Below are 22,577 nucleotides of genomic sequence, written 5' to 3' on the forward strand. Positions count from 1 at the left end.
ACGGGCCCCGCAGGCCCGCCGTCAGGACACCTCGCGCAGCCGGCCCGTCGTGACGTCGTAGACCGTGCCCCGGATTTCCTCGGTCACCAGGTAGGGCGCCTCGCGCACGCGGCGGATCGACTCCCGGACGTCGGCGTCCAGGTCGCTGAAGGCACCCGCGGGCCACGGCGGCCGCACCCCGGTGGCCTCCTCGACGGCGGCGCGGAACTGCTCCTCGGTCGCCTTGTTCAGCCCGCAGTCGGTGTGGTGCACGAGCACCACGGAGCGGGTGCCCAGCAGGTGCTGGGAGATGGCGAGCGAGCGGAGGGTGTCCTCGGTGACCAGGCCGCCGGCGTTGCGGAGCACGTGGGCGTCGCCCACCGCGAGGCCGAGCAGGCCGAACAGCGGCATCCGGGAGTCCATGCAGGCCACGACGGCGACCTTGCGCCCGGGCGCCACCGGCATGGGCCCCGGGAACTCGGCCAGCCACTCCTCGTTGGCCGCCAGCATCCGGTCGATCTCGCTCACAGCAGTCCTCTCCCCTGGGATCCGGGCCACCACGCTAGCGGCGAGGTCAGCGACCGGCAGGACGACGGGCCTCCTCGGCGGACCGCCGCACCTCCTCGGCGTCCAGCCGCGGGCGCCCGCCGAGCCGGTCGACGGCGCGCGCCGCGGCGACGCCCGCCTGCCAGGCCGCCTCCCGGGGGTCACGGCCGGCCAGCAGGGCCACGGTGAGCGCGGCGACGACGGCGTCCCCCGCGCCGGTCGGGTCGACCGGCGACTCCCCCTGCAACGGCACGAGCTGCTCCTGCACCCGCCCGCTGCGGGAGCGCCACACGGTCAGGTCGCCCTCCTCGCCGGCGGCCAGGCAGACCACCCGCGGCCCCCGGCGGCAGAGCTCGGTGGCCGCGGCGCGCACGTCGTCCAGGCCGGACAGCTCGCCGCCGACCCACATGCCGGCCTCGGCGGCGTCCGCGCGGAGCACCTGCACCCCGGCCAGCAGCGCCTCCGCCGTCTCGCCGTCCGGCGGGGCCCCGTCGGCCACCGTCAGGGCGCTGCGGGGCGCGAGCTCCAGCGCCGCCCGCACCGCCGGCCCGGGCTGCTGCAGCTGCAGGACGACCGCCCGGGCGCGCTCGAACAGGTCACCGGCGGCCGCGACGTCGGCCGGGGTCAGCAGGCTCGACCCGGGCACGTCCTCGAGGAGCCGCCGGGTGCCGCCGGCCTCCACCAGGTCGACCAGCAGGGCGGTGGTCCCACCGCGCCGGCGCACCACCCCGGAGATCCAGAGCCCGTCGTGCACCGCCTGGGCCAGCACCTGGTCACCCGCCTCGTCGTCCCCCAGCACGCCCACCAGCGCAGCCGGCAGACCCAGCTGCCGCATGGCGACGGCCTGGTTGGCGCCCTTGCCCCCGAGCAGCTCACGGCGCGAGCGCACCGGGGTGCTGCCGCCGCCGGCGGGCAGCTGGTCGATCTCCAGCACCAGGTCACGGCCCACCTGCCCGACGACGACGGCCGGTCCCTCCGGAGCACTCACGGAGCCCACCCTGCCCGGTCCCGCCGGGCGGCGCACGCGCCCCCTGGTCCGGCGCCGGGCCGGGTCGGTGAGGATGGGGGCGTGCGGACGGTCGAGGAACACCAGGCGGTGGTGCGCGGCCTGCTGGCCCCGCTGCCGGTCGAGGACGTCCCGCTCGGCGCTGCCGCCGGACGGGTGCTCGCCGCCGACCTCACCGCGCTGGTCTCGTTGCCCGGCTTCACCAACTCGGCGATGGACGGCTACGCCGCCCGGCACGCCGAGGTGGCGGGGGCCGGACCGGAGACCCCCGTCCGGCTGCCGGTCGCCGCCGACATCCCGGCCGGGCGCACCGACGTCCCGGTCCTCGAGCCGGGCACGGTGCACCGGATCATGACCGGCGCCCCCGTGCCGGCCGGCGCCGACGTCGTCGTCCCGGTGGAGCGCACCGACGCCGCGACCGACGTGGTCACCATCACCAGCTCCCCCGCCGCCGGCGCGCACCTGCGCCACACCGGGGAGGACATCCGCGCCGGCGAGGTCGCCCTCGCCGCGGGCACGCCGCTCGGCGCCGCGCAGCTCGGCCTGGCGGCCGCGGTCGGCCACGCCGTCGTGCCCGTGCGCCGCCGCCCGCGGGTGCTGGTGCTGTCCACCGGCAGCGAGCTGGTCGAGCCCGGCCGGCCGCTGCTGCCGGGGCAGATCTACGAGTCGAACTCGGTGCTGCTGGCCGCGGCGGTCGAGGCCGCCGGCGGCGAGGCGCGCACGCTGCACTTCGTGCCCGACGACGTCGACGAGTTCCTGCGCACCGTCCGCGCCGAGCTCGGCACCGCCGACCTGCTGGTGACCAGCGGCGGGGTGAGCGCCGGCGCCTACGAGGTGGTCAAGGACGCCTTCCGCGGCCTGGGCACCGTCGAGTTCGGCAAGGTCGCCATGCAGCCCGGCGGGCCCCAGGGGGCCGGCACCGTGGACGGCGTCCCGGTGGTCACCCTGCCCGGGAACCCGGTGAGCTCGTTCGTCTCCTTCGAGGTGTTCGTGCGACCGGCCCTGCGCCGGGCGCTGGGGCACCGCGACCCCGACCGGCTGCGCACCACCGCCCGGCTCACCTCGCCGCTGCGCTCCCCGGCGGGGAAGCGCCAGTTCCTCCGCGGCCGGTTCGACAGCGGCGAGGTGTCCCAGGTCGGTGGCCCCGGCTCGCACCTGGTCGCCCACCTGGCCCGCGCCAACTGCCTGGTCGTCCTCCCCGAGGAGGTCACCGAGCTGCCCGCGGGCGCCGAGGTGACCGTCGTCCTGATCGAAGGAGCACTGCAGTGAGTCGACGTCCGCGCGAGCATCGCAGGGAGCGCCAGCGACCGAGGAGCGGAACGCGGGCCGAGACGAACAGGAGTGCACGATGAGCGAGCCCCGGCTCACCCACCTCGACGAGTCCGGCGCCGCCCGGATGGTCGACGTCACCGCGAAGGCGGTCACCGCCCGCACGGCCACCGCGGCCGGCAGGGTGCTGGTCAGCCCGGAGGTCGTCGCGCTGCTGCGCAGCGGGGGCGTGCCGAAGGGCGACGCGATCGCCACCGCGCGGATCGCCGGCATCGCCGGGGCCAAGCGGACGCCGGACCTGGTGCCGCTGTGCCACCCGATCGCGCTGCACGGGGTGACCGTCGACCTGGAGGTCACCACCGACGCCGTGGAGATCACCGCCACCGCTCGCACCGCCGACCGCACCGGCGTGGAGATGGAGGCCCTGACGGCGGTCACCGTCGCCGGGCTCACGATGATCGACATGGTCAAGGCCGTCGACAAGCGCGCGTCCCTCACCGACGTGCGGCTGCTGTCGAAGACCGGCGGCAAGAGCGGGGACTTCCACCGGTGACCGACCTCCCGCCCGACGCCCTGGCCGTCGTCGTCACCGCGTCCAACCGCGCGGCGTTCGGCGTGTACGAGGACCGCAGCGGCCAGGCGCTCGCCGACGGCCTGCGCGAGCTCGGCTTCACCGTCGAGGGGCCGCACGTCCGCCCGGACGACATCGCCGAGCTGGAGGTCGTGCTCCGCGAGGCGGTGGCCGCCGGCGCCGACGTCGTCCTCACCACCGGCGGCACCGGGCTGACCCCCACCGACGTCACCCCCGAGGCGACCCGCGCCGTCCTGGAACGGGAGGCGCCCGGCATCGCCGAGGCGATCCGGCGGTACGGCCAGGGCACCGTGCCGACGTCGGTGCTGTCCCGGGGCCTGGCCGGCACCTGCAGCCGCACCCTGATCGTGAACCTGCCCGGCTCCACCGGCGGCGTCCGCGACGGGCTCGCCGTCCTGGGCCCGCTCCTGCCGCACGTCGTCAGCCAGCTCCGCGGCGGCGATCATGGGCCCGGCGCGTCAGCGCCTGGCCCATGACCTGAGAGAGCCGGGTACGGGTCTGAGAGAGCCGGGTACGGGTCCGGATCACCCGTCCGGAGGGCGGTCCGGGAGCCCGGCGTGGGGCCGAAGGCTCCCGCGGGATCGCGGGCAGCGGCTCAGCGCGGTCGGGGACGGCACCTGGCCGCGGTTGGGCGCGTCAGCGCCGCAGTGTGAGCCGTTCGGGGTGGGTGTAGACGTTGCAGCCGTCGCCGCGGAGGAAGCCGATCAGCGTCATGCCGAACTCCCGGGCCAGCTCCACCGCCAGCGAGCTGGGCGCCGACACCGCGGCGAGCACCGGGATGCCGGCCATCGCCGCCTTCTGGGTCAGCTCGAACGACGACCGCCCGCTGACCATGAGCACGTGCCGGGACAGCGGGACCCGCCCCTCGCGCACCGCGTCACCGATGACCTTGTCCACCGCGTTGTGCCGGCCGACGTCCTCGCGCAGCGCGACCAGCTCGCCCTCGGGCGTGAACAGCCCGGCGGCGTGCAGCCCACCGGTCTTCTCGAACACCTGCTGCGCCGCCCGCAGGCGGTCGGGCAGGGCCAGCAGCGTCTCCAGCGTGAGCCGGGTGTCGTCACCGGCGATGGCGTAGCTGGTCCGGGTGCGGATCGCGTCGATGCTCGCCTTGCCGCAGACACCGCACGAGCTGGACGTGTAGAAGTTCCGGTCCAGCGCGGTGTCCGGTGCCTCGACGCCGGGCGCGAGGTCGACGTCCACCACGTTGTAGGTGTTCCTGCCCTCGTCGTCGACGGAGTTGCAGTACCGCAGCCCGGCCAGGTCGTCGGCGCTGCGGATGACGCCCTCGGTGGCCAGGAACCCGTGCACGAGGTCGAAGTCGTCGCCCGGGGTGCGCATCGTCACCGCCAACGGCGTGCCGCCCAGGCGGATCTCCAACGGCTCCTCCGCCGCGACGGTGTCCGGGCGCTGGGTGTGCAGGTCGCCCCGGATGCGCAGCACCGGGGTCCGGCTGGTGACTCGTCCCACGCGCCTGACGGTACTCACCGGCCGCGCCCTACCGTTCGGGCCGTGACCGAGCCCCCGCCCTACGCCGCGGTCGTCCTCGCCGGCGGCCGCGCCGCCCGCCTCGGCGGGCGGCCCAAGCCGCAGCTCGACGTCGGTGGCCGGACCATGCTGGACGCCGTCCTGGCCGCGGTGACCGACGCGCGGCCCCGGGTCGTCGTCGGCCCTCCGCAGCACGTGCCCACGGGCGTCGTGCTCGTGCGGGAGGAGCCCCCCGGCGGTGGCCCCGTGCCGGCTCTGGCCGCCGGCCTCGCCGCGGTGCCCCCCGGCGTCGGCGTGGTCGCGGTGCTCGCCGGCGACCTGCCGTTCGTCACGCCGCAGCTGGTCGCCGAGCTGCGGGACAGGCTCACCGGGGACGGCGCGCTCGTCGTCGACGAGACCGGCCGCGACCAGCTGCTGCTGGGGCTGTGGCGCACCGGGGCGCTGCGGACCGCGCTCGTCGGCGCCCGCCCGCACGCGCCCCTGCGGTCGGTGCTCGGGCCCCTCGCCGCCGTCCGGCACCGTCCCTCCGTGCCGCCCGGCTCCCCGCCGCCGTGGACCGACTGCGACACCCCCGCGGAGCTCGCCGCGGCCCGGGCCGCCGCCACCGGACGAGTGCCGGGCAGCACCGGCGGGTAGGGCGGGGCCATGCGCATCGTGATCGCCGGAGCCCATGGACAGGTCGCGCGTCGCCTCGGCCGGCTGCTCAGCAGCCGCGGGGACACCGTCGTCGGCATCGTCCGCAACGCCGACCACCGGGCCGACCTGGAGTCCGACGGCGTCCAGCCCACGGTCCTGGACCTGGAGCAGGCATCGGTCGACCAGGTCGCCGACGTGGTCCGCGGTGCCGACGCCGTGGTCTTCGCCGCCGGCGGCGGCCCGAACAGCGGCGCCGAGCGCAAGCACACCGTCGACCGGGGAGCGGCCGTGCTCCTCGCCGACGCCGCCGAGCGCGCCGGGGTGCGCCCCTACCTCCTGGTCTCCTCCATGGGCGTCGAGCAGGCCCGTCAGGGCACCCCGCAGGGCATGGACCCCCAGTTCGCCGCGTACCTGCAGGCCAAGCTCGCCGCCGAGGACTCCATCCTCCCCCGGGCCGGGCTGGACACCACGATCGTGCGGCCGGGCGCGCTCACCGACGACCCCGGCACCGGGCGCGTCACGCTCCGGCACGGGGTCGAGCGGGGCAGCGTGCCCCGGGACGACGTCGCCGCGGTGCTCGCGGGGATCCTGGCCGCCGGCAAGTGGGGCGAGGTGGTGGAGCTGGTCTCCGGCGAGACCCCGATCGACGAGGCCGTCGCCGCCCTCCCCTGATCAGCCGTCGCGGCGCGCCCGGGTGAGTCGGGCCCGGTCGGCCAGCTGGGCGTCCGAGGGGTAGTCGACCCGGACCAGCGTCAAGCCGCCGGCCGGCGCCACCGGCACGTCGTTCGCCCGCCGACGGAGCTCCAGCAGCGACGCCGGCCAGCCCACGGGCCGCCGCCCCTCGCCCACGGCGATCAGCGCCCCCACGAGGCTGCGGACCATGGAGTGGCAGAAGGCGTCGGCCGAGGCGCGCACCTCGATCAGGTCGCCGTCCCGGACGACGTCGAGGTCCAGCAGGGTGCGGATGGTCGTCGCCCCCTCCCGGCGTCGGCAGTAGGCCGCGAAGTCGTGCTGCCCGAGCAGCAGGCCGGCGGCCAGCGACATCGCGGCCGCGTCCAGCGTGCGGGCCCAGCCGACGGTGTCCGCCCGGCGCAGCGGTGGCGGTCCGGCGTCGGCGTCGGTCAGCCGGTACACGTAGTGCCGGGCGAGGGCCCCGAAGCGGGCGTCGAAGTCGGCCGTGACCACCCGGGCACCGGTCACCGCGACGTCGGGCGGCAGCACCCCGCGCAACCGGCGCAGCAGTCGCCGCTCGTGGGCGGCGAACAGGTCGGCCGGGAGGTCGGTGTGCGCGACCTGGCCGGTGGCGTGCACGCCCGCGTCGGTGCGGCCGGCGACCGTGAGGTCGACGTCGGACCGCAGCACCGTGGCGAGACCGAGCTCCAGCTCGCCCTGGACGGTGCGCAGGCCGGGCTGGCGGGCCCAGCCGTGCAGCGCGGTGCCGTCGTAGGCGACGTCCAGGCGAACGCGGACGAGCCCGCCACCGGGTGCGGTGGCGGGCTCGTCCGTTGCGTGCTGGTGGTCCATGACCCCCGGCCTCAGCGCGAGGCCGGTCGGATCACTTGGGGTCGATCTCGGGCTCGCCGCCCGGGGCGTGCGTCCCGGCAGTGGCGGCGTCGCTGAGCTCGGCGGCCTCGACCTCGGCGGCCGCGGCGTTCGCCACGTCCGGGGAGAGGGTCGGGTCGTCGACGACGGCGAGGTTCTCCGCGGTCGGCTCTGGGGTGACGTCGCCGTCGTCCTGCCGGTCGCCGTCCGGGTTGTAGACGTCGGTGACGACGTCCTGGGCCGCAGCGACGTCCGCGGCCGGCTCGTCGCCGCTGACCGCCGGGCTCGTGTCGCCCCCGGGGCCGGTGGTGACGTCGGTGTCGGTCAGGTCGCCTGCGTCGGCGTTGACCTCACCGGCCGCAGCGGCCGCGCCGGCGCCGGCGGCGAAGCGGGTGCCACGGGCACGCTCGGCCTCACCGACGGCCTGCTGGGCCACGGTCTGACCCTCGACCAGTTCGATGATCGCCATGGGGGCGTTGTCGCCCTTGCGGGGACCGACCTTGACGATGCGCGTGTAGCCACCGGGGCGCTCCGCGAAGCGGGGACCGATCTCGGCGAACAGGTGGTGCACGACGTCCTTGTCACGGATCGTCGTCATGACCTGCCGGCGGGCGTGCAGGTCACCACGCTTGGCGAAGGTGACCAGCTTCTCGGCCAGCGGGCGCAGCCGCTTGGCCTTGGCCTCGGTGGTGGTGATCCGCCCGTGCTCGAACAGCGAGGTGGCCAGGTTGGCCAGCATCAGCCGCTCGTGCGCGGGGGACCCGCCGAGACGGGGGCCCTTGGTGGGGGTGGGCATGTCGGTCCTTCCTCAGGCGGCCGGGCGGGCATGTGCCGGCTGCGTCGTCCATCGCGGTGCTGCAGAGTGCGGTGCTGGGTCCGGGACCAGTGTGCCGGGCCCCGAGTGGCCCCGCTGCGGGCCCCACCGCGAACGTGCTCGCGGTGGGGGGCAGTGGGGCCCTTCGTCAGAGCTGCTCGGTCTCCTGGTAGTTGCCCTCGTCGTACTGGGCCGGGTCGCCGAAGGCGGCGTCGCCCTGGTACGCGTCGGTCTCGTAACCCTCGTCGTAGCTCTCCACCGAGGAGGGGACGAACCCGGGCGGGCTGTCCTTGAGCGCGAGGCCCATGGCGGCGAGCTTCAGCTTGACCTCGTCGATCGACTTCGCGCCGAAGTTGCGGATGTCGAGCAGGTCGGCCTCGGAGCGGGTGACGAGCTCACCGACGGTGTGCACGCCCTCGCGCTTGAGGCAGTTGTAGGACCGGACGGTGAGGTCCATGTCCTCGATCGGCATCGAGAAGTTCGCGATGTCGGCGGCCTCGGCCGGGCTGGGCCCGACCTCGATGCCCTCGGCGTCGACGTTGAGCTCGCGCAGCAGGCCGAAGAGCTCGACCAGGGTCGAACCGGCGCTGGCGATGGCGTCGCGGGGCTCCATCGACGGCTTGGTCTCGACGTCGACGACCAGGCGGTCGAAGTCGGTGCGCTGCTCGACGCGGGTGGCCTCGACGGCGTAGGTGACCTTGAGCACCGGGGAGTAGATCGAGTCGACGGGGATGCGACCGATCTCCTGGCCGGGCTGCTTGTTCTGGGTGGCCGGCACGTACCCGCGCCCACGCTCCACGACGAGCTCGACCTCGAGCCGGCCCTTCGCGTTCAGCGTGGCGATGTGCAGCTCGGGGTTGTGCACCTCGACACCGGCCGGCGGCGCGATGTCGGCGGCGGTGACCTCGCCCGGGCCCTGCTTGCGCAGGTACATGGTGACCGGCTCGTCGGAGTCGGAGCTGACCACCAGACCCTTGAGGTTCAGGATGATCTCGGTGACGTCCTCCTTGACGCCCGGCACGGTGGTGAACTCGTGCAGGGTGCCCTCGATGCGGATGCTGGTGACAGCAGCGCCGGGGATCGAGGACAGCAGGGTGCGACGCAGGGAGTTGCCGAGGGTGTAGCCGAAGCCCGGCTCCAGCGGCTCGATGACGAACCGCGAGCGCTGGGCGTCGATGGTCTCCTCGGTGAGGGTCGGACGCTGTGCGATGAGCATGGTTCTCCTTCAGTTCCTCCGGCACCCGCCATATGACGCCGTGAGGGGTGGTGCCGGCGGGACGGACATCCGTCCGCCCGTCCCGCCGTCGTGCAGGCCCTGACCAGGCGAACGCCTGGTCAGGGCCGGTGGATCACTTGGAGTAGAGCTCCACGATCAGCTGCTCCTGCACCGGGGTGTCGATCACCTGGCGCGCCGGGATGTTGTGGACCAACACCTTCAGCTGCGTGGTGATGACCTCCAGCCACGGCGGCACGGGGCGCTGCCCGGCCTTTGCCTGGGCGAGCTGGAAGGGGACCATCTCGACCGACTTGGCGGCGACCTCGACGATGTCGTTGGCGCTCACCCGGTAGGACGGGATGTCGACCTTGCGGCCGTTGACCTTGATGTGGCCGTGGCGCACCAGCTGGCGGGCCATGTCACGGGACTCGGCGAAACCGGCCCGGTAGACCACGTTGTCCAGGCGCGACTCGAGGATCTGCAGCAGGACCTCACCGGTCTTGCCCGTCTTCTTGTTCGCCTCTTCGTAGTAGCCGCGGAACTGCTTCTCCAGCACGCCGTAGATGCGGCGGGCCTTCTGCTTCTCACGCAGCTGCAGCAGGTACTCGCTGTCCTTGCTGCGACCCCGGCCGTGCTCGCCCGGCGGGTAGGGCCGGATCTCGATCGGGCACTTCGGGGACTCGCACTTGCTGCCCTTGAGGAACAGCTTCATCTTCTCGCGCCGGCACATGCGGCAGTCGGCTCCGGTGTAACGGGCCACGTCTATCTACCTCTTCGTCTCGTCAGTGACCGGTCAGACCCGGCGGCGCTTCTTGGGGCGGCAGCCGTTGTGCGGCTGCGGCGTCACGTCCTGGATCTGACCCACCTCGAGGCCGGTGGCCTGCAGCGAGCGGATCGCGGTCTCCCGGCCGGAGCCCGGGCCCTTGACGAAGACGTCGACCTTGCGCATGCCGTGCTCCTGCGCCTTGCGCGCGGCGTTCTCGGCGGCCATCTGCGCGGCGAACGGCGTGGACTTGCGGGAGCCCTTGAAGCCGACGTGGCCGGCGGAGGCCCAGCTGATCACGTTCCCGGTCGGGTCGGTGATCGACACGATCGTGTTGTTGAACGTGCTCTTGATGTGCGCCGCGCCGTGGGCGACGTTCTTCTTCTCCTTGCGGCGCACCTTCTTGGTGCCAGCAGCCGCGCGAGCCCTGGGAGGCATGTCTCTCCGGTCTGTGTCTGTGTTCGTGGCCTGGTGGTGCGGGTGCAGCGCTGTCGCTGCAGGCGCGCCGCCGGTCCGGCCCTACGGACCCGCGACGGCGCGCCGTCGAGCTCGACTCAGCGAGCCTTCTTCTTGCCGGCGATCGTCTTGCGCGGGCCCTTGCGGCCGCGCGCGTTGGTCTTGGTGCGCTGACCGTGCACGGGCAGGCCACGGCGGTGGCGCAGACCCTGGTAGCAGCCGATCTCCACCTTGCGGCGGATGTCGGCGGCGACCTCACGGCGCAGGTCACCCTCGACGCGGAAGTGCTCGTCGATGTAGTCGCGGAGCTTCAGCAGGTCCTCGTCGGAGAGGTCCTTCGCGCGCAGGTCCGGGCTCACGCCCGTCGCGCTCAAGGTCGCCTTCGCCGAGGTCTTGCCGATCCCGTAGATGTAGGTGAGCGCGATCTCCATCCGCTTCTCGCGGGGCAGGTCGACGCCAGCCAGTCGTGCCATGTTCAGGTACTCCCTCAGCCCTGGCGCTGCTTGTGCCGGGCGTTGTCGCAGATGACCATGACCCGGCCATGCCGGCGGATCACCTTGCACTTGTCGCAGATCTTCTTCACCGACGGCTGGACCTTCACCGGTGCCGCCCCTCATTCCTCAGATCGATGTGCCGACGCCCGCGCTCGTTGCACGGAGGGCCGGCGGTCACTTGTAGCGGTAGACGATGCGACCGCGGGTCAGGTCGTAGGGCGAGAGCTCCACGACCACGCGGTCCTCGGGCAGGATGCGGATGTAGTGCTGCCGCATCTTGCCGCTGATGTGGGCGAGCACCCGGTGCCCGTTCTGCAGTTCCACTCGGAACATCGCGTTGGGGAGCGGCTCGACGACGCGACCCTCGACCTCGATGGCCCCGTCCTTCTTTGCCATGCCCTACACGGCCTCCTCGTTCACAGAACTCGCAGTGGAGCTGGTCGCGCCCATGCCGGGACGGCACGGACGGTGGTGCTGGAGCGGCGATCCCGCAGAGGGCGTCCGTCGGACTACGGCCACAGCAGGACGACGGACGACGCGAACGCCATCGGCCACTCTACCCCGCCTCGCCCCGACTCTCCAACCCGGGCTGGAGTGACGGTGGCCGCGCAACCCGCCGGCAGGCGCATCGGCCCCGTCGCAGGGACCCGCCGCGGGCGGGGGCGGAACCTCTTCAGGTGCGCGGTGTGACGCCGAACGGCGCCAGGCCGGCGACACCGCCGTCCTCGGCGGTCAGGACCCAGGGGCCCTCGGGGGTGATGGCCACGGAGTGCTCGAAGTGAGCGGCCCGGGACCCGTCCTTGGTGACCACGGTCCACCCGTCCTCGAGCTCGACCGTCGCCGGGTCGCCCAGGGTGACCATCGGTTCGATGGCCAGCGCCATGCCGGGGACCAGCTTCGGACCGCGGCCGGCCCGGCCGTAGTTGAGGACGTGCGGATCCTGGTGCATCTCGGTCCCGATGCCGTGACCGCCGTAGTGGTCGACGATGCCGTACCGGTGCTCCGAGGCGGTGATCGCCTCCTCCACCGCGTGGCTGATGTCCGTGAGCCGACCGCCGGCCACCGCGCGGGCGAGCCCCGCCCACATCGACCGCTCGGTCACCTCGAGCAGCGCGGCGTCCTCCGGGGAGGGCTCCCCCACCGTGACCGTGATCGCGGAGTCGCTGTGCCAACCGTTCAGGATGGCACCGCAGTCGATCGAGATGTTGTCGCCCTCGGCGAGCACCCGGTCCGGGTTCGGGATGCCGTGCACCACCTCGTGGTTCACCGAGGCGCAGATGGTGCCGGTGAAGCCGTGGTAGCCGAGGAAGTTCGGCACCGCACCCTGGGACCGGATGTGGTCCTCAGCGATCGCGTCGAGCTCCTTGGTGCTCACCCCGGGACGCACGGCGGCGCGCACCGCCTTCAGGGCACCGGCGGTCACGAGCCCGGAGGCGCGCATCAGCTCGATCTCGTGCGCCGTCTTGATCTGGATCATGCGTCCACTCCACTTGGCCAACAGGGGCAGTCGGGCGAGGAGCGCGGCACTGCGGTCACCGTGCACCGGCGACGCCCCGGCCTCAGTCCTCGGTCGAGCCGTCGGCCGGCTCGTCGGCCAGCGCGTCGTCGGCGCCGAGGGCGGTCAGCGCCCGCCGGGTGACCTCGTCGATCTCCCCGATCGCGTCGATCTGGCTGAGCAGCCCGGCCTCGGCGTAGAAACCGGACAGCGGCGCCGTCTGTTCCCGGTAGACCTCGAGGCGGTGCCGCACGGTCTCGGGCTTGTCGTCGTCGCGCTGGACCCACTCGCCGTCCACGAGCATGCGCCGGCCGGAGAGCCGCCGGACCAGCTCGTCCTGGTCGACGACGAGCTCCAGGACGCGGTCGAGCCGGTGCCCCATCTCGGCGAGGGAATCACGCAGCTGCTCCGCCTGGGCGATGGTGCGCGGGAAGCCGTCGAGCAGGAAGCCGGCCTTGGCGTCGGGCTCGGCGAGCCGGTCGGAGACCATCGCCACGGTGATCTCGTCGGGCACGAGGTCGCCGGCGTCCATGTAGACCTTGGCGGCCCGTCCGAGCTCCGTCTGGCCGCTCACGTTGGCCCGGAAGATGTCGCCCGTGGAGATCGCGGGGACCGACAGCCGACCGGCGATGATCTGGGCCTGGGTCCCCTTGCCGGCTCCAGGCGGGCCCAGCAGCACGACGCGCACTACTTCAGGAACCCTTCGTAGCTGCGCTGGTTGAGTTGCGTCTCGATCTGCTTCACCGTCTCCAAGCCCACTCCCACCATGATCAGCACCGCGGTCCCGCCGAACGGGAAGTTCTGGTTCTGCCCCTCCTGCGTGATGGAGAGGAAGAGGTTGGGCAGCACCGCGACCAGCCCCAGGTAGATCGACCCGGGCAGGGTGATCCGGGACAGCACGTACTGCAGGTACTCCGCGGTGGGACGCCCCGGCCGGATGCCCGGGATGAAGCCGCCGTAGCGCTTCATGTCCTCCGCCCGCTCCTCGGGGTTGAACGTGATCGACACGTAGAAGTACGTGAAGAAGATGATCATCGCGAAGTAGATCGCGATGTGCACCGGGCTGCTCTGGTTGATCACATACGACTCGAAGAACCGCCGGACCGGACCGGCGGTGTCCCCCTGGAGCTGGGCGATCAGCTGCGGCAGGTAGAGCAGCGACGAGGCGAAGATGACCGGGATGACACCCGCCTGGTTCACCTTCAGCGGCAGGTAGGTGGAGGTGCCGCCGTACATGCGGCGGCCGACCATGCGCTTGGCGTACTGCACCGGGATGCGGCGCTGCGCCTGCTCGACGTAGACGACGGTGCCGATGATGACGACCGCGATCACGCAGACGATCGCGAAGATGAACCCACCGCGCGCCTGCAGGATCGACCCGCCCTCGGCGGGGATCCGGGCGGCGATCGAGGTGAAGATCAGCACGGACATGCCGTTGCCGATCCCCTTCTCGGTCAGCAGCTCGCCCAGCCACATGATGACGGCGGTGCCGGCGGTGAGGGTGACGACCAGGATGATCGTGGTCCAGACCGAGTCCGACGGGATGATGTCCTGCGCGCAGCCGGGGAAGAGCTGACCGCTGCGGGCGAGGGCGATGATGCCGGTGCTCTGCAGGACCGCGAGGGCGATCGTCAGGTAACGGGTGTACTGGGTCAGCTTCGCCTGACCGGACTGCCCTTCCTTCTTCAGCTGCTCGAACCGCGGGATGACCACGACCAGCAGCTGGACGATGATGCTCGCGGTGATGTACGGCATGATGCCGAGCGCGAAGACCGACAGGCGCAGCAGCGCACCGCCGGAGAACAGGTTGACCAGCGAGTAGACGTCCCGCTGGTCGGAGGCCTGCGCCTGCTCGAGGCAGCTGTTGATCGCCTCGATGGAGACCCCTGGGCCGGGGATGCTGGCGCCCAGCCGGTAGACGGCGATGACCGCCAGGGAGAACAGCAGCTTGCGCCGGAGATCTGGCGTCCGGAACGCCGCGGCGAACGCCTGCAGCACGTGCCCTCCCCGAGTCGGTCGTGCGAGGTTATCAACGGAGGTCGGGCGAACCGACCCCGGCCGTCCCGAGGGGACGGACCGGGGCGTCGGCGGGCCCGGCCGCGGACAGAGAAAGGCCCCCCTGCTAGGTCCCGCCTCGAGCGTGTTCGAGGCAGGACGGCAGGGGGGTCCTCGCTCAGATCTGGGTGGTGCTGCCCCCGGCCGCGCCGATCTTCTCCGCGGCCGAGGCCGAGAAGGCGTGCGCGTGCACGTGGACCTGGACGCCACCGAGCTCGCCGGTGCCCAGCACCTTGACCGGCTGGCCGCGCCGCACCGCGCCGGCGTCCGCCAGCGAGTCCGGGTTGACCGAGCCGCCCTCGGGGAAGAGCGAGGCGATCCGGTCCAGGTTCACGACCTGGAAGACGACCTTGTTGTTGTTCTTGAAGCCCGAGAGCTTCGGCAGCCGCATGTGCAGCGGGGTCTGGCCGCCCTCGAAGCGGGCAGACACCTGCACGCGGGCGCCGGAGCCCTTGGTGCCGCGACCGGCGGTCTTGCCCTTGGAGCCCTCACCGCGACCCACGCGGGTCTTCTTGGTGTGGGCGCCGGGAGCCGGCCGCAGGTGGTGGACCTTGAGAGTCATGGTGTTCCCCTGCTCAGACGATCTCTTCGACGGTGACCAGGTGCGGCACCGTCGCGACCATCCCGCGGATCTCGGGACGGTCCTCCTGGACGACCGAGTCGTTGATCCGCTTGAGCCCCAGCGAACGCAGCGTCTGACGCTGGTTCGGCTTGGTGCCGATGGTCGACTTGATCTGGGTGACCTTCAGCTGAGCCATCTCAGACCCCCTGACCGGCCCGCGCCCGCAGCATGGCGGCCGGGGCGACGTCCTCCAGGGGCAGACCGCGGCGGGCCGCGATCTCCTCGGGACGGACGAGGTCCTTCAGCGCCTGCATGGTGGCGTGGACGATGTTGATCGGGTTGGAGGACCCGAGGCTCTTGGAGAGCACGTCGTGGATGCCGGCGCACTCGAGCACGGCGCGCACCGGACCACCGGCGATGACACCGGTACCCGGGCTGGCCGGCTTGAGCAGCACGACACCGGCCGCGGCCTCACCCTGCACCGGGTGCGGGATGGTGCTGGCGATGCGCGGCACGCGGTAGAAGTGCTTCTTGGCCTCCTCGACGCCCTTGGCGATGGCCGCGGGCACCTCCTTGGCCTTGCCGTAGCCGACGCCCACGGTGCCGTCGCCGTCGCCGACGATCACCAGCGCGGTGAAGCTGAAGCGCCGACCGCCCTTGACGACCTTCGACACGCGGTTGATCGCGACCACGCGCTCGATGAACTGGCTCTTCTCGGCGGGCGCGCCACCGGGCCCCCGCCCGCCGTCACGGCGGTCGCGGCGGTCGTTACCGCCGCCGGCGCCGCCGCCGCGTCGCTGTGGTCCTGGCATCAGACGTCCCTCTCGATCTCAGTTGCCGTGCTCATCAGAAGTCCAGCCCGCCCTCGCGGGCGCCGTCCGCCAGCGCCGCGATGCGGCCGGCGTACCGGTTGCCCCCGCGGTCGAAGACGACCGCGGTGATCCCGGCCGCCTTGGCCCGCTCGGCCACCAGCGCACCGACCTGCTTGGCGAGCGTGGACTTGTCGCCCTCGGCGCCCTTCAGGCTGGCGTCCAGCGTCGATGCACTGACCAGGGTACGGCCGACGGTGTCGTCGACCACCTGGACGTGCATGTGCCGGCTGCTGCGGTTGACCACCATGCGCGGACGCTCCGGCGTGCCGGAGACCCGCTTGCGCAGCCGGTTGTGGCGGCGCAGCCGCGAGACGCGGCGGGCGGTGCTGATGTCGGTGCCCACGGGCTTGTGCACCCGGGCACCCTTGTCGCTCTGTGCCTGTGCCATCACTTGCCCGTCTTCCCGACCTTGCGCTTGACGACCTCACCCTGGTAACGCACGCCCTTGCCCTTGTACGGGTCGGGCTTGCGGAGCTTCCGGATGTTGGCCGCGACCTGGCCCACCTGCTGCTTGTCGATGCCGCTCACCCGGATCCGGGTGGGGGCCTCGACGGTGAAGGTGATGCCCTCGGGCGCCTTCACCGGGACCGGGTGGCTGAAGCCCAGGGCGAACTCGAGGTCCGCCCCACGGGCCTGCACGCGGTAACCCACGCCGACGATCTCCAGGGTCTTGTCGTAGCCCTGGGTGACGCCGGTGATCATGTTGGCGATGAGGGTGCGGGAGAGGCCGTGCAGCGCCCGGCTCTCACGCTCGTCGTTGGGACGCTGCACCAGCAACGTGCCGTCCTCACCGCGCTCGACGGTGATGGGAGCTGCGACCGTGTGGCTCAGCTTCCCCTTCGGGCCCGAGACGTTGACGGTCTGCCCGTCGAGGGCGACCTCCACACCAGAGGGCACCGGAACCGGGAGTCGTCCGATCCGTGACATGTCTGCTCGCTCCTCTTACCAGACGTAGGCGAGGACTTCCCCACCCACGCCCTTCTTGTTCGCCTGCTTGTCGGTGAGCAGCCCGGTGGAGGTCGAGATGATCGCGACCCCCAGGCCGCCGAGCACCTTGGGCAGCGACGTCGACTTCGCGTAGACCCGCAGACCGGGCTTCGACACCCGCCGGACGCCGGCGATGCTCCGCTCGCGGTTCGGGCCGTACTTGAGGGTGACCACGAGCTCCTTGCGGATGTGGCCGTCCTTCTCGACGTCGTTGACGGTCCAGCCGCCGATGTAGCCCTCCTGCTGGAGGATCTCGGCGACGTGCGTCTTCAGCTTCGACGACGGCATGGCGGCGGTGTCGTGGTACGCCTGGTTGGCGTTCCGCAGCCGCGTGAGCATGTCCGCGATCGGGTCGGTCATCGTCATGTCGGGTGGTGCCTCTCTCGCCGCGGTTCCTCTGGGGCTGGGTCAGGTGACTTGGCCCCGGGCCTCTCGGCGATCGGTGGTGCCGTGTTGGATGGTGACCTGCTGTTGCTGGGTGGGGCTGGAAGGCCCCGTCCCGAGGCTCGCCCTGAGCTTGCGAAGGGTGAGGAGGACGGGGTCCCTACTCCTTCACCAGCTGGACTTGCTCACGCCCGGCAGCTCGCCGGCGTGCGCCATCTCCCGCAGGCAGATGCGGCAGAGGCCGAACTTGCGGAAGACCGCGTGCGGACGACCGCACCGCTGGCAGCGGGTGTAACCGCGGACGGCGAACTTCGGCTTGCGGGCCGCCTTGTTGATCAGAGCCTTCTTGGCCATATCGCTTCTCCTCGCCCGCTCAGCGGGTCGCGTTCACGACGGTCTGGCCGGCGAAGGGGAAGCCGAGCAGCGTGAGCAGCTCGCGGCCCTCCTCGTCGGTGGTCGCGGTGGTCACCAGGGTGATGTCCATGCCGCGGGGACGGTCGATCTTGTCGACGTCGATCTCGCGGAACATCGACTGCTCGGTCAGGCCGAACGTGTAGTTGCCGTGGCCGTCGAACTGCTTGGGGTTCAGTCCACGGAAGTCACGGATGCGGGGCAGGGCCAGCGACAGCAGCCGGTCCAGGAACTCCCACATGCGGTCGCCGCGGAGGGTGACCTTCGCGCCGATCGGCATGCCCTCGCGGAGCTTGAACTGGGCGATCGACTTGCGGGCCCGGACGACCGCCGGCTTCTGGCCGGTGATGGCCGTGAGGTCACGGACCGCGCCGTCCATCAGCTTGGCGTCACGGGTGGCCTCGCCGACGCCCATGTTGACCACGATCTTCACCAGACCGGGGATCTGCATGACGTTGGCGTAGCCGAACTCGTTCTGCAGCGCCGGCGCGATGTCCGCGCGGTAACGGGCGAGCAGGCGGGGCAGCTCACGGGTGGGTGCGCTCATGGGGATCAGAGGTCCTTACCGGTGCGCCGCGAGACCCGGATGCTGCGGCCTTCCTCGTCCTTGCGGTAACCGACCCGGGTCGGCTTGTCCTCGCTGTCGATGACCATCACGTTGCTGACGTGGATGGCCGCCTCCTGCGTGACGATCCCGCCCGACTGCGCCCCACGCTGGGTGGAGCTGATCCGGGTGTGCTTCTTCACCCGGCCGATGCCCTCGACGAGCACCTTCTGGGTCTTGGGGAAGGCAGCGATGACGCGGCCCTTGGCGCCCTTGTCCTTGCCGGACAGGACGACGACCTGGTCGCCCTTCTTGACCTTCATCGACGGGGTCTTCCCGCTGATGTGCTGAGCCATGATCACAACACCTCCGGAGCGAGCGAGATGATCCGCATGAAGCGCTTGTCCCGCAGCTCGCGGCCGACGGGGCCGAAGATGCGCGTACCGCGCGGGTCGCCGCTGTCGCGGATGATCACCGCGGCGTTCTCGTCGAAGCGGATGTACGAGCCGTCGGGACGGCGCCGCTCCTTCACGGTGCGGACGATGACGGCCTTGACCACGTCGCCCTTCTTCACGCCGGCGCCCGGGAGGGCGTCCTTCACGGTGGCGACGATGATGTCGCCGATGCCCGCGTAGCGTCGCCCGGACCCACCGAGCACACGGATGCACAAGATCTCCTTGGCACCGGTGTTGTCGGCGACTCGCAGCCGCGACTCCTGCTGGATCACTTCCTGCTCCTCGAACTAGTGGTGACAGCCGGGCCGGATCGGTGAACCGGCTGTCCGGTTCCCACGCGCAGACAGCCGGTGGCGTGAGCCACCGGCCGTCCGTCACGGGATACCGGGATGCGGCGCACCCGTCAGGGGCGCCAGTCGTCCAGAGTACCTGTTGTTCACCCGGCCGTTGCAGCCGGATGCGTCACTTGGCCTTCTCGACGATGGTCACCAGGCGCCAGCGCTTGGTGGCCGAGGTGGGGCGCGTCTCCATGATCTGCACCCGGTCGCCGATGCCGGCGGTGTTCTGCTCGTCGTGGGCCTTCAGCTTGCTGGTCCGGCGGAGCACCTTGCCGTACAGCCCGTGCTTCACCCGGTCCTCGACCTCGACGACGATGGTCTTGTCCATCTTGTCGCTGACGACGAGGCCCTCGCGGACCTTGCGGTACCCGCGCCCGGCCAGACCGGGGCCGGTCGAGGTCTGGGCCTCGGAGTTGGTGGTACTGGCCTCGCTCATGCCACACCCTCGTTCGGGGCGACCGAGAGACCCAGCTCGCGCTCGCGCATGATCGTGTAGATCCGGGCGATGTCGCGGCGGACGGTCTGCAGTCGCCGGTTGTTGTCCAGCTGGCCGGTGGCCACCTGGAACCGCAGGTTGAACAGCTCTTCGCGCGACTCACGCAGCCGGGTGGCCAGCTCGTCGGCGGACAGCTCGCGCAGCTCGGGCGCAGTCAGTCCGGCGGCCATCACACCTCTCCTTCACGGGTGATGAAGCGGCACTTCATGGGGAGCTTGTGGATCGCGCGGCGCATGGCCTCACGGGCCACGGGCTCGGCGACACCCGAGAGCTCGAACATGATGCGACCGGGCTTCACGTTGGCCACCCACCACTCCGGCGAGCCCTTGCCGGAACCCATGCGGGTCTCGGCCGGCTTCTTGGTGAGGGGGCGGTCGGGGTAGATCGAGATCCAGACCTTGCCGCCACGCTTGATGTGGCGGGTCATGGCGATACGAGCGGACTCGATCTGGCGGTTGGTGACGTACGCCGGCTCGAGGGCCTGGATGGCGTACTCACCGAAGTTGATCGCCGTGCCGCCCTTGGCCCGCCCGGAACGGTCCGGGTGGTGCTGCTTGCGGTGCTTGACCCGACGCGGGATCAGCATGATCAGGCCCCCTGCTCCGGAGTCGTGGTGTTCTCGGTACCGGCGGCCTCAGCGGCCGCGGTGCCCTCGGCGCCGGCGGCCTGGGCGATGGTCTGCTCGGCCGGGACCTCACCCGAGCTGACGGCGACGGCGTCCTGGGCCGTGCCCGGGCCGCCCTCGGCGGCGGCGCGACCGGCCTCGGTGCCACCAGCGGTGGTGCCGCTGGAGCCCGAACGACGGGGCCGCTGGGGGCGCTCACGCCGGGCCTGCCGCTGGGCGAGGGCCTCGAGGGCCTCCCGCTCGGCGCGCGAGCCGCTCGCGTCACCCTTGTAGATCCACACCTTCACGCCGATGCGGCCGAAGGTCGTGCGGGCCTCGTAGATGCCGTAGTCGATGTTCGCGCGGAGCGTGTGCAGCGGCACCCGACCCTCGCGGTAGAACTCCGACCGGCTCATCTCGGTGCCGCCCAGACGACCCGAGCACTGCACCCGGATGCCCTTGACCTGCGGGCTCCGCTGCGCGGACTGCATCGCCTTGCGCATGGCACGGCGGAAGCTGACCCGGCTGGAGAGCTGCTCGGCGACGCCCTGGGCGACCAGCTGCGCGTCGGACTCGGGGTTCTTCACCTCGAGGATGTTGAGCTGCACCTGCTTGCCCGTGAGCTTCTCCAGCTCGCCACGGATCCGGTCGGCCTCGGCGCCGCGGCGGCCGATGACGATGCCCGGACGGGCGGTGTGGATGTCGACCCGGACCCGGTCACGGGTGCGCTCGATCTCCACCTTCGAGATCCCGGCGCGCTCCATGCCCTTGCCCATGAGCTTGCGGATGGCCACGTCTTCCTTGACGTAGTCCTTGTACAGCTTGTCGGCGTACCACCGGGACTTGTAGTCGGTGGTGATGCCGAGCCGGAACCCGTGCGGGTTGACCTTCTGACCCACTAGCGGGTCCCTCCCCTCGTGTTGTTCTTCGACTGCTGGGTGGCCGGGCCGGCCTGACCGGTGTCCCGACGTGCCTTGCGCGACCGCTGCGCGAGGTCCGCGCTGCTGGTCACCTCGCTCACCTCGACGGTGATGTGGCTGGTGCGCTTGTCGATCCGGAAGGCGCGGCCCTGGGCGCGCGGACGGATCCGCTTCAGGGTCGGGCCCTCGTCGACGAACGCGGCGCTCACCACGAGCGCGGCCGGGTCCAGCCGCAGGTTGTGCTCGGCGTTGGCGACCGCGCTGGCGACGACCTTGGCCACCGGCTCGCTGGCGCTCTGCGGGGCGAACCGCAGGAGTGCGAGCGCCTCGTCGGTCGGCAGGTAGCGGATCAGGTCCACCACCCGACGGGCCTTCATGGGGGTGACGTGGACGAACCGGGCGGTGGCCCGGGCGACCGGCGTCTCCTGTCCCAACTGGGAAGTCATCTGATGCGTCTCTTCTCTACCTGGTCCGGCGCTCAGCCGCGCCGCGACCGGCGGTCGTCCTTGACGTGCCCACGGAAGGTGCGGGTGGGCGCGAACTCGCCGAGCTTGTGCCCGACCATCGCCTCGGTGACGAACACCGGGACGTGCTTGCGGCCGTCGTGCACGGCGATCGTGTGCCCGAGCATGTCGGGGATGATCGTCGAACGCCGCGACCAGGTGCGGATGACGTTCTTGGTGCCCTTGTCGTTCTGAGCGTCCACCTTGGCGAGCAGGTGGTCGTCGACGAACGGGCCCTTCTTCAGGCTGCGTGGCATGTCTGTCGGACTCCTCTACCCGCTCAGCGCTTCTTGTTGGTGCGCCGGCGGCGCACGATCAGGGCATCACTGGCCTTCCGCTTGCGCGTCCGGCCCTCCGGCTTGCCCTTCGGGTTGACCGGGTGCCGGCCACCGGAGGTCTTGCCCTCACCACCACCGTGCGGGTGGTCCACCGGGTTCATGGCGACACCGCGGACGGTCGGGCGCTTGCCCTTCCACCGCATGCGGCCGGCCTTGCCCCAGTTGATGTTCGACTGCTCGGCGTTGCCCACCTCGCCGACGGTGGCGCGGCAGCGCACGTCGACGTTGCGGATCTCACCGGACGGCATGCGCAGCTGCGCGAAGCGACCCTCACGGGCGACCAGCTGGACGCTCGTGCCAGCCGATCGGGCGATCTTCGCGCCGCCACCGGGCCGCAGCTCGATCGCGTGCACGACGGTGCCGACCGGGATGTTGCGCAGCGGCAGGTTGTTGCCGGGCTTGATGTCGGCGGCGGGCCCGCACTCCACCGTGTCGCCCTGCTTCAGCCGGGCCGGGGCGATGATGTAGCGCTTCTCCCCGTCGGCGAAGTGCAGCAGCGCGATGCGCGACGTGCGGTTGGGGTCGTACTCGATGTGCGCGACCTTGGCCGGCACGCCGTCCTTGTCCGCCCGGCGGAAGTCGATCAGCCGGTAGGCGCGCTTGTGCCCACCGCCCTGGTGCCGGGCGGTGACGCGGCCGTGGACGTTGCGCCCGCCGCGACCGTGCAGCGGCCGGACCAGCGACTTCTCGGGGTGGTCGCGGGTGACCTCGGCGAAGTCGGCGACGGACGAGCCGCGGCGGCCCGGCGTCGTCGGCTTGTACTTACGGATGGCCATGGTTCCTCAGAGTCCTCTGGTCCAGTCTGTGGGGCGGGT

The 22,577-nt window shown here is 71.9% G+C and carries 36 protein-coding genes; 5 read left to right on the forward strand and 31 right to left on the reverse strand.

What is annotated here, in order from left to right; all coding sequences use genetic code 11:
- Positions 1-21: 21 nt before the first annotated feature.
- A complete protein-coding gene (locus ACI783_RS02810; protein WP_457084231.1) occupies positions 22-507 on the reverse strand; it encodes a beta-class carbonic anhydrase in 486 nt (161 codons plus the stop codon).
- A 46-nt stretch (positions 508-553) separates the two neighbouring features.
- On the reverse strand, positions 554-1,513 hold the full coding sequence (locus ACI783_RS02815) for a PfkB family carbohydrate kinase (protein WP_457139036.1): 960 nt from the start codon (positions 1,511-1,513) through the stop codon (positions 554-556).
- 81 nt (positions 1,514-1,594) lie between these two features.
- Here ACI783_RS02815 and moeA point away from each other — a divergent pair, with 81 nt between their 5' ends.
- From moeA to ACI783_RS02830, 3 genes are all read left to right on the forward strand, one after another.
- The gene (gene moeA / locus ACI783_RS02820) at positions 1,595-2,800 is read left to right on the forward strand and encodes a molybdopterin molybdotransferase MoeA (RefSeq protein WP_457139037.1); all 1,206 of its coding nucleotides are present in this window, start codon (positions 1,595-1,597) and stop codon (positions 2,798-2,800) included.
- 79 nt (positions 2,801-2,879) lie between these two features.
- The gene (moaC, locus tag ACI783_RS02825) at positions 2,880-3,353 is read left to right on the forward strand and encodes a cyclic pyranopterin monophosphate synthase MoaC (RefSeq protein WP_457139038.1); all 474 of its coding nucleotides are present in this window, start codon (positions 2,880-2,882) and stop codon (positions 3,351-3,353) included.
- Positions 3,350-3,868 (forward strand): MogA/MoaB family molybdenum cofactor biosynthesis protein, encoded by a 519-nt coding sequence (locus tag ACI783_RS02830; protein WP_457139039.1) that lies wholly within the window; start codon positions 3,350-3,352, stop codon positions 3,866-3,868. The genes moaC and ACI783_RS02830 overlap by 4 nt, the downstream gene beginning before the upstream one ends.
- A gap of 160 nt (positions 3,869-4,028) precedes the next feature.
- Here ACI783_RS02830 and fdhD read toward each other — a convergent pair whose 3' ends face one another.
- Positions 4,029-4,859, reverse strand: a complete 831-nt coding sequence (fdhD, locus tag ACI783_RS02835; protein ID WP_457139040.1) for a formate dehydrogenase accessory sulfurtransferase FdhD — start codon at positions 4,857-4,859, stop codon at positions 4,029-4,031.
- 42 nt (positions 4,860-4,901) lie between these two features.
- On the opposite strand from fdhD, the gene mobA reads away from it, so the two are divergent.
- Together mobA and ACI783_RS02845 are read left to right on the forward strand one after the other, a co-directional pair.
- Positions 4,902-5,513, forward strand: a complete 612-nt coding sequence (mobA, locus tag ACI783_RS02840) for a molybdenum cofactor guanylyltransferase (RefSeq protein ID WP_457139041.1) — start codon at positions 4,902-4,904, stop codon at positions 5,511-5,513.
- A 9-nt stretch (positions 5,514-5,522) separates the two neighbouring features.
- Positions 5,523-6,185, forward strand: a complete 663-nt coding sequence (locus ACI783_RS02845; RefSeq protein WP_457139042.1) for an SDR family oxidoreductase — start codon at positions 5,523-5,525, stop codon at positions 6,183-6,185.
- On the opposite strand, the gene truA is transcribed toward ACI783_RS02845, so the two are convergent.
- The 28 genes from truA to rplB form a co-directional block, all read right to left on the reverse strand.
- Entirely contained in the window at positions 6,186-7,037 is an 852-nt protein-coding gene (truA, locus tag ACI783_RS02850) for a tRNA pseudouridine(38-40) synthase TruA (RefSeq protein WP_457139043.1), read from the reverse strand.
- Positions 7,038-7,068: 31 nt separating this feature from the next.
- Positions 7,069-7,851: a 50S ribosomal protein L17 gene (gene rplQ, locus ACI783_RS02855; RefSeq protein ID WP_457139044.1), complete on the reverse strand. Its 783-nt coding sequence runs from the start codon at positions 7,849-7,851 to the stop codon at positions 7,069-7,071.
- A 166-nt stretch (positions 7,852-8,017) separates the two neighbouring features.
- Complete coding sequence (locus ACI783_RS02860; RefSeq protein WP_457076386.1) at positions 8,018-9,085, reverse strand: DNA-directed RNA polymerase subunit alpha; 1,068 nt, start codon at positions 9,083-9,085, stop codon at positions 8,018-8,020.
- Between the two features lie 133 nt (positions 9,086-9,218).
- Positions 9,219-9,845 (reverse strand): 30S ribosomal protein S4, encoded by a 627-nt coding sequence (rpsD, locus tag ACI783_RS02865; RefSeq protein ID WP_457139045.1) that lies wholly within the window; start codon positions 9,843-9,845, stop codon positions 9,219-9,221.
- A 33-nt stretch (positions 9,846-9,878) separates the two neighbouring features.
- On the reverse strand, positions 9,879-10,286 hold the full coding sequence (rpsK, locus tag ACI783_RS02870; protein ID WP_026844840.1) for a 30S ribosomal protein S11: 408 nt from the start codon (positions 10,284-10,286) through the stop codon (positions 9,879-9,881).
- A gap of 116 nt (positions 10,287-10,402) precedes the next feature.
- Positions 10,403-10,777, reverse strand: coding sequence for a 30S ribosomal protein S13 (gene rpsM, locus ACI783_RS02875; protein WP_457076388.1), 375 nt, complete (start codon positions 10,775-10,777; stop codon positions 10,403-10,405).
- Between the two features lie 14 nt (positions 10,778-10,791).
- Complete coding sequence (gene rpmJ / locus ACI783_RS02880) at positions 10,792-10,905, reverse strand: 50S ribosomal protein L36 (RefSeq protein WP_012950458.1); 114 nt, start codon at positions 10,903-10,905, stop codon at positions 10,792-10,794.
- Between the two features lie 67 nt (positions 10,906-10,972).
- Positions 10,973-11,194, reverse strand: coding sequence for a translation initiation factor IF-1 (infA, locus tag ACI783_RS02885; RefSeq protein ID WP_012950459.1), 222 nt, complete (start codon positions 11,192-11,194; stop codon positions 10,973-10,975).
- Positions 11,195-11,471: 277 nt separating this feature from the next.
- The gene (map, locus tag ACI783_RS02890) at positions 11,472-12,275 is read right to left on the reverse strand and encodes a type I methionyl aminopeptidase (RefSeq protein ID WP_457139046.1); all 804 of its coding nucleotides are present in this window, start codon (positions 12,273-12,275) and stop codon (positions 11,472-11,474) included.
- An 82-nt stretch (positions 12,276-12,357) separates the two neighbouring features.
- Complete coding sequence (locus ACI783_RS02895; protein ID WP_457139047.1) at positions 12,358-12,981, reverse strand: adenylate kinase; 624 nt, start codon at positions 12,979-12,981, stop codon at positions 12,358-12,360.
- A complete protein-coding gene (gene secY, locus ACI783_RS02900; protein ID WP_457139048.1) occupies positions 12,981-14,291 on the reverse strand; it encodes a preprotein translocase subunit SecY in 1,311 nt (436 codons plus the stop codon). The genes ACI783_RS02895 and secY overlap by 1 nt, the downstream gene beginning before the upstream one ends.
- 175 nt (positions 14,292-14,466) lie before the next feature.
- A complete protein-coding gene (gene rplO / locus ACI783_RS02905; RefSeq protein ID WP_457084203.1) occupies positions 14,467-14,910 on the reverse strand; it encodes a 50S ribosomal protein L15 in 444 nt (147 codons plus the stop codon).
- Between the two features lie 13 nt (positions 14,911-14,923).
- Complete coding sequence (gene rpmD, locus ACI783_RS02910) at positions 14,924-15,106, reverse strand: 50S ribosomal protein L30 (protein ID WP_153359849.1); 183 nt, start codon at positions 15,104-15,106, stop codon at positions 14,924-14,926.
- 1 nt (position 15,107) lies between these two features.
- A complete protein-coding gene (gene rpsE / locus ACI783_RS02915; protein ID WP_153359847.1) occupies positions 15,108-15,722 on the reverse strand; it encodes a 30S ribosomal protein S5 in 615 nt (204 codons plus the stop codon).
- Between the two features lie 34 nt (positions 15,723-15,756).
- On the reverse strand, positions 15,757-16,170 hold the full coding sequence (rplR, locus tag ACI783_RS02920; protein ID WP_457084201.1) for a 50S ribosomal protein L18: 414 nt from the start codon (positions 16,168-16,170) through the stop codon (positions 15,757-15,759).
- Positions 16,170-16,709: a 50S ribosomal protein L6 gene (gene rplF / locus ACI783_RS02925; protein WP_457076394.1), complete on the reverse strand. Its 540-nt coding sequence runs from the start codon at positions 16,707-16,709 to the stop codon at positions 16,170-16,172. Before rplF ends, rplR begins: the two co-directional genes overlap by 1 nt.
- Before the next feature lie 15 nt (positions 16,710-16,724).
- A complete protein-coding gene (rpsH, locus tag ACI783_RS02930; protein WP_457139049.1) occupies positions 16,725-17,129 on the reverse strand; it encodes a 30S ribosomal protein S8 in 405 nt (134 codons plus the stop codon).
- 192 nt (positions 17,130-17,321) lie between these two features.
- Positions 17,322-17,507, reverse strand: coding sequence for a type Z 30S ribosomal protein S14 (locus tag ACI783_RS02935; protein ID WP_113838243.1), 186 nt, complete (start codon positions 17,505-17,507; stop codon positions 17,322-17,324).
- A 19-nt stretch (positions 17,508-17,526) separates the two neighbouring features.
- Entirely contained in the window at positions 17,527-18,111 is a 585-nt protein-coding gene (rplE, locus tag ACI783_RS02940; protein ID WP_457084197.1) for a 50S ribosomal protein L5, read from the reverse strand.
- A 5-nt stretch (positions 18,112-18,116) separates the two neighbouring features.
- The gene (gene rplX / locus ACI783_RS02945; RefSeq protein WP_457139050.1) at positions 18,117-18,464 is read right to left on the reverse strand and encodes a 50S ribosomal protein L24; all 348 of its coding nucleotides are present in this window, start codon (positions 18,462-18,464) and stop codon (positions 18,117-18,119) included.
- Positions 18,465-18,466: 2 nt separating this feature from the next.
- Positions 18,467-18,835, reverse strand: a complete 369-nt coding sequence (gene rplN, locus ACI783_RS02950) for a 50S ribosomal protein L14 (RefSeq protein ID WP_091770139.1) — start codon at positions 18,833-18,835, stop codon at positions 18,467-18,469.
- A 190-nt stretch (positions 18,836-19,025) separates the two neighbouring features.
- Positions 19,026-19,337, reverse strand: a complete 312-nt coding sequence (gene rpsQ, locus ACI783_RS02955; RefSeq protein ID WP_457139051.1) for a 30S ribosomal protein S17 — start codon at positions 19,335-19,337, stop codon at positions 19,026-19,028.
- A complete protein-coding gene (rpmC, locus tag ACI783_RS02960; protein ID WP_014742850.1) occupies positions 19,334-19,567 on the reverse strand; it encodes a 50S ribosomal protein L29 in 234 nt (77 codons plus the stop codon). The genes rpsQ and rpmC overlap by 4 nt, the downstream gene beginning before the upstream one ends.
- Positions 19,567-19,983, reverse strand: coding sequence for a 50S ribosomal protein L16 (gene rplP, locus ACI783_RS02965; protein ID WP_222194238.1), 417 nt, complete (start codon positions 19,981-19,983; stop codon positions 19,567-19,569). Before rplP ends, rpmC begins: the two co-directional genes overlap by 1 nt.
- A gap of 2 nt (positions 19,984-19,985) precedes the next feature.
- A complete protein-coding gene (gene rpsC / locus ACI783_RS02970) occupies positions 19,986-20,900 on the reverse strand; it encodes a 30S ribosomal protein S3 (protein ID WP_457139052.1) in 915 nt (304 codons plus the stop codon).
- Positions 20,900-21,367 (reverse strand): 50S ribosomal protein L22, encoded by a 468-nt coding sequence (gene rplV / locus ACI783_RS02975; RefSeq protein ID WP_457139053.1) that lies wholly within the window; start codon positions 21,365-21,367, stop codon positions 20,900-20,902. The genes rpsC and rplV overlap by 1 nt, the downstream gene beginning before the upstream one ends.
- Positions 21,368-21,399: 32 nt before the next feature.
- The gene (gene rpsS, locus ACI783_RS02980) at positions 21,400-21,681 is read right to left on the reverse strand and encodes a 30S ribosomal protein S19 (RefSeq protein ID WP_153359827.1); all 282 of its coding nucleotides are present in this window, start codon (positions 21,679-21,681) and stop codon (positions 21,400-21,402) included.
- 23 nt (positions 21,682-21,704) lie between these two features.
- Complete coding sequence (rplB, locus tag ACI783_RS02985) at positions 21,705-22,538, reverse strand: 50S ribosomal protein L2 (protein WP_457076402.1); 834 nt, start codon at positions 22,536-22,538, stop codon at positions 21,705-21,707.
- Positions 22,539-22,577: the final 39 nt, after the last annotated feature.

Source organism: Modestobacter sp. SYSU DS0511 (assembly GCF_054050755.1).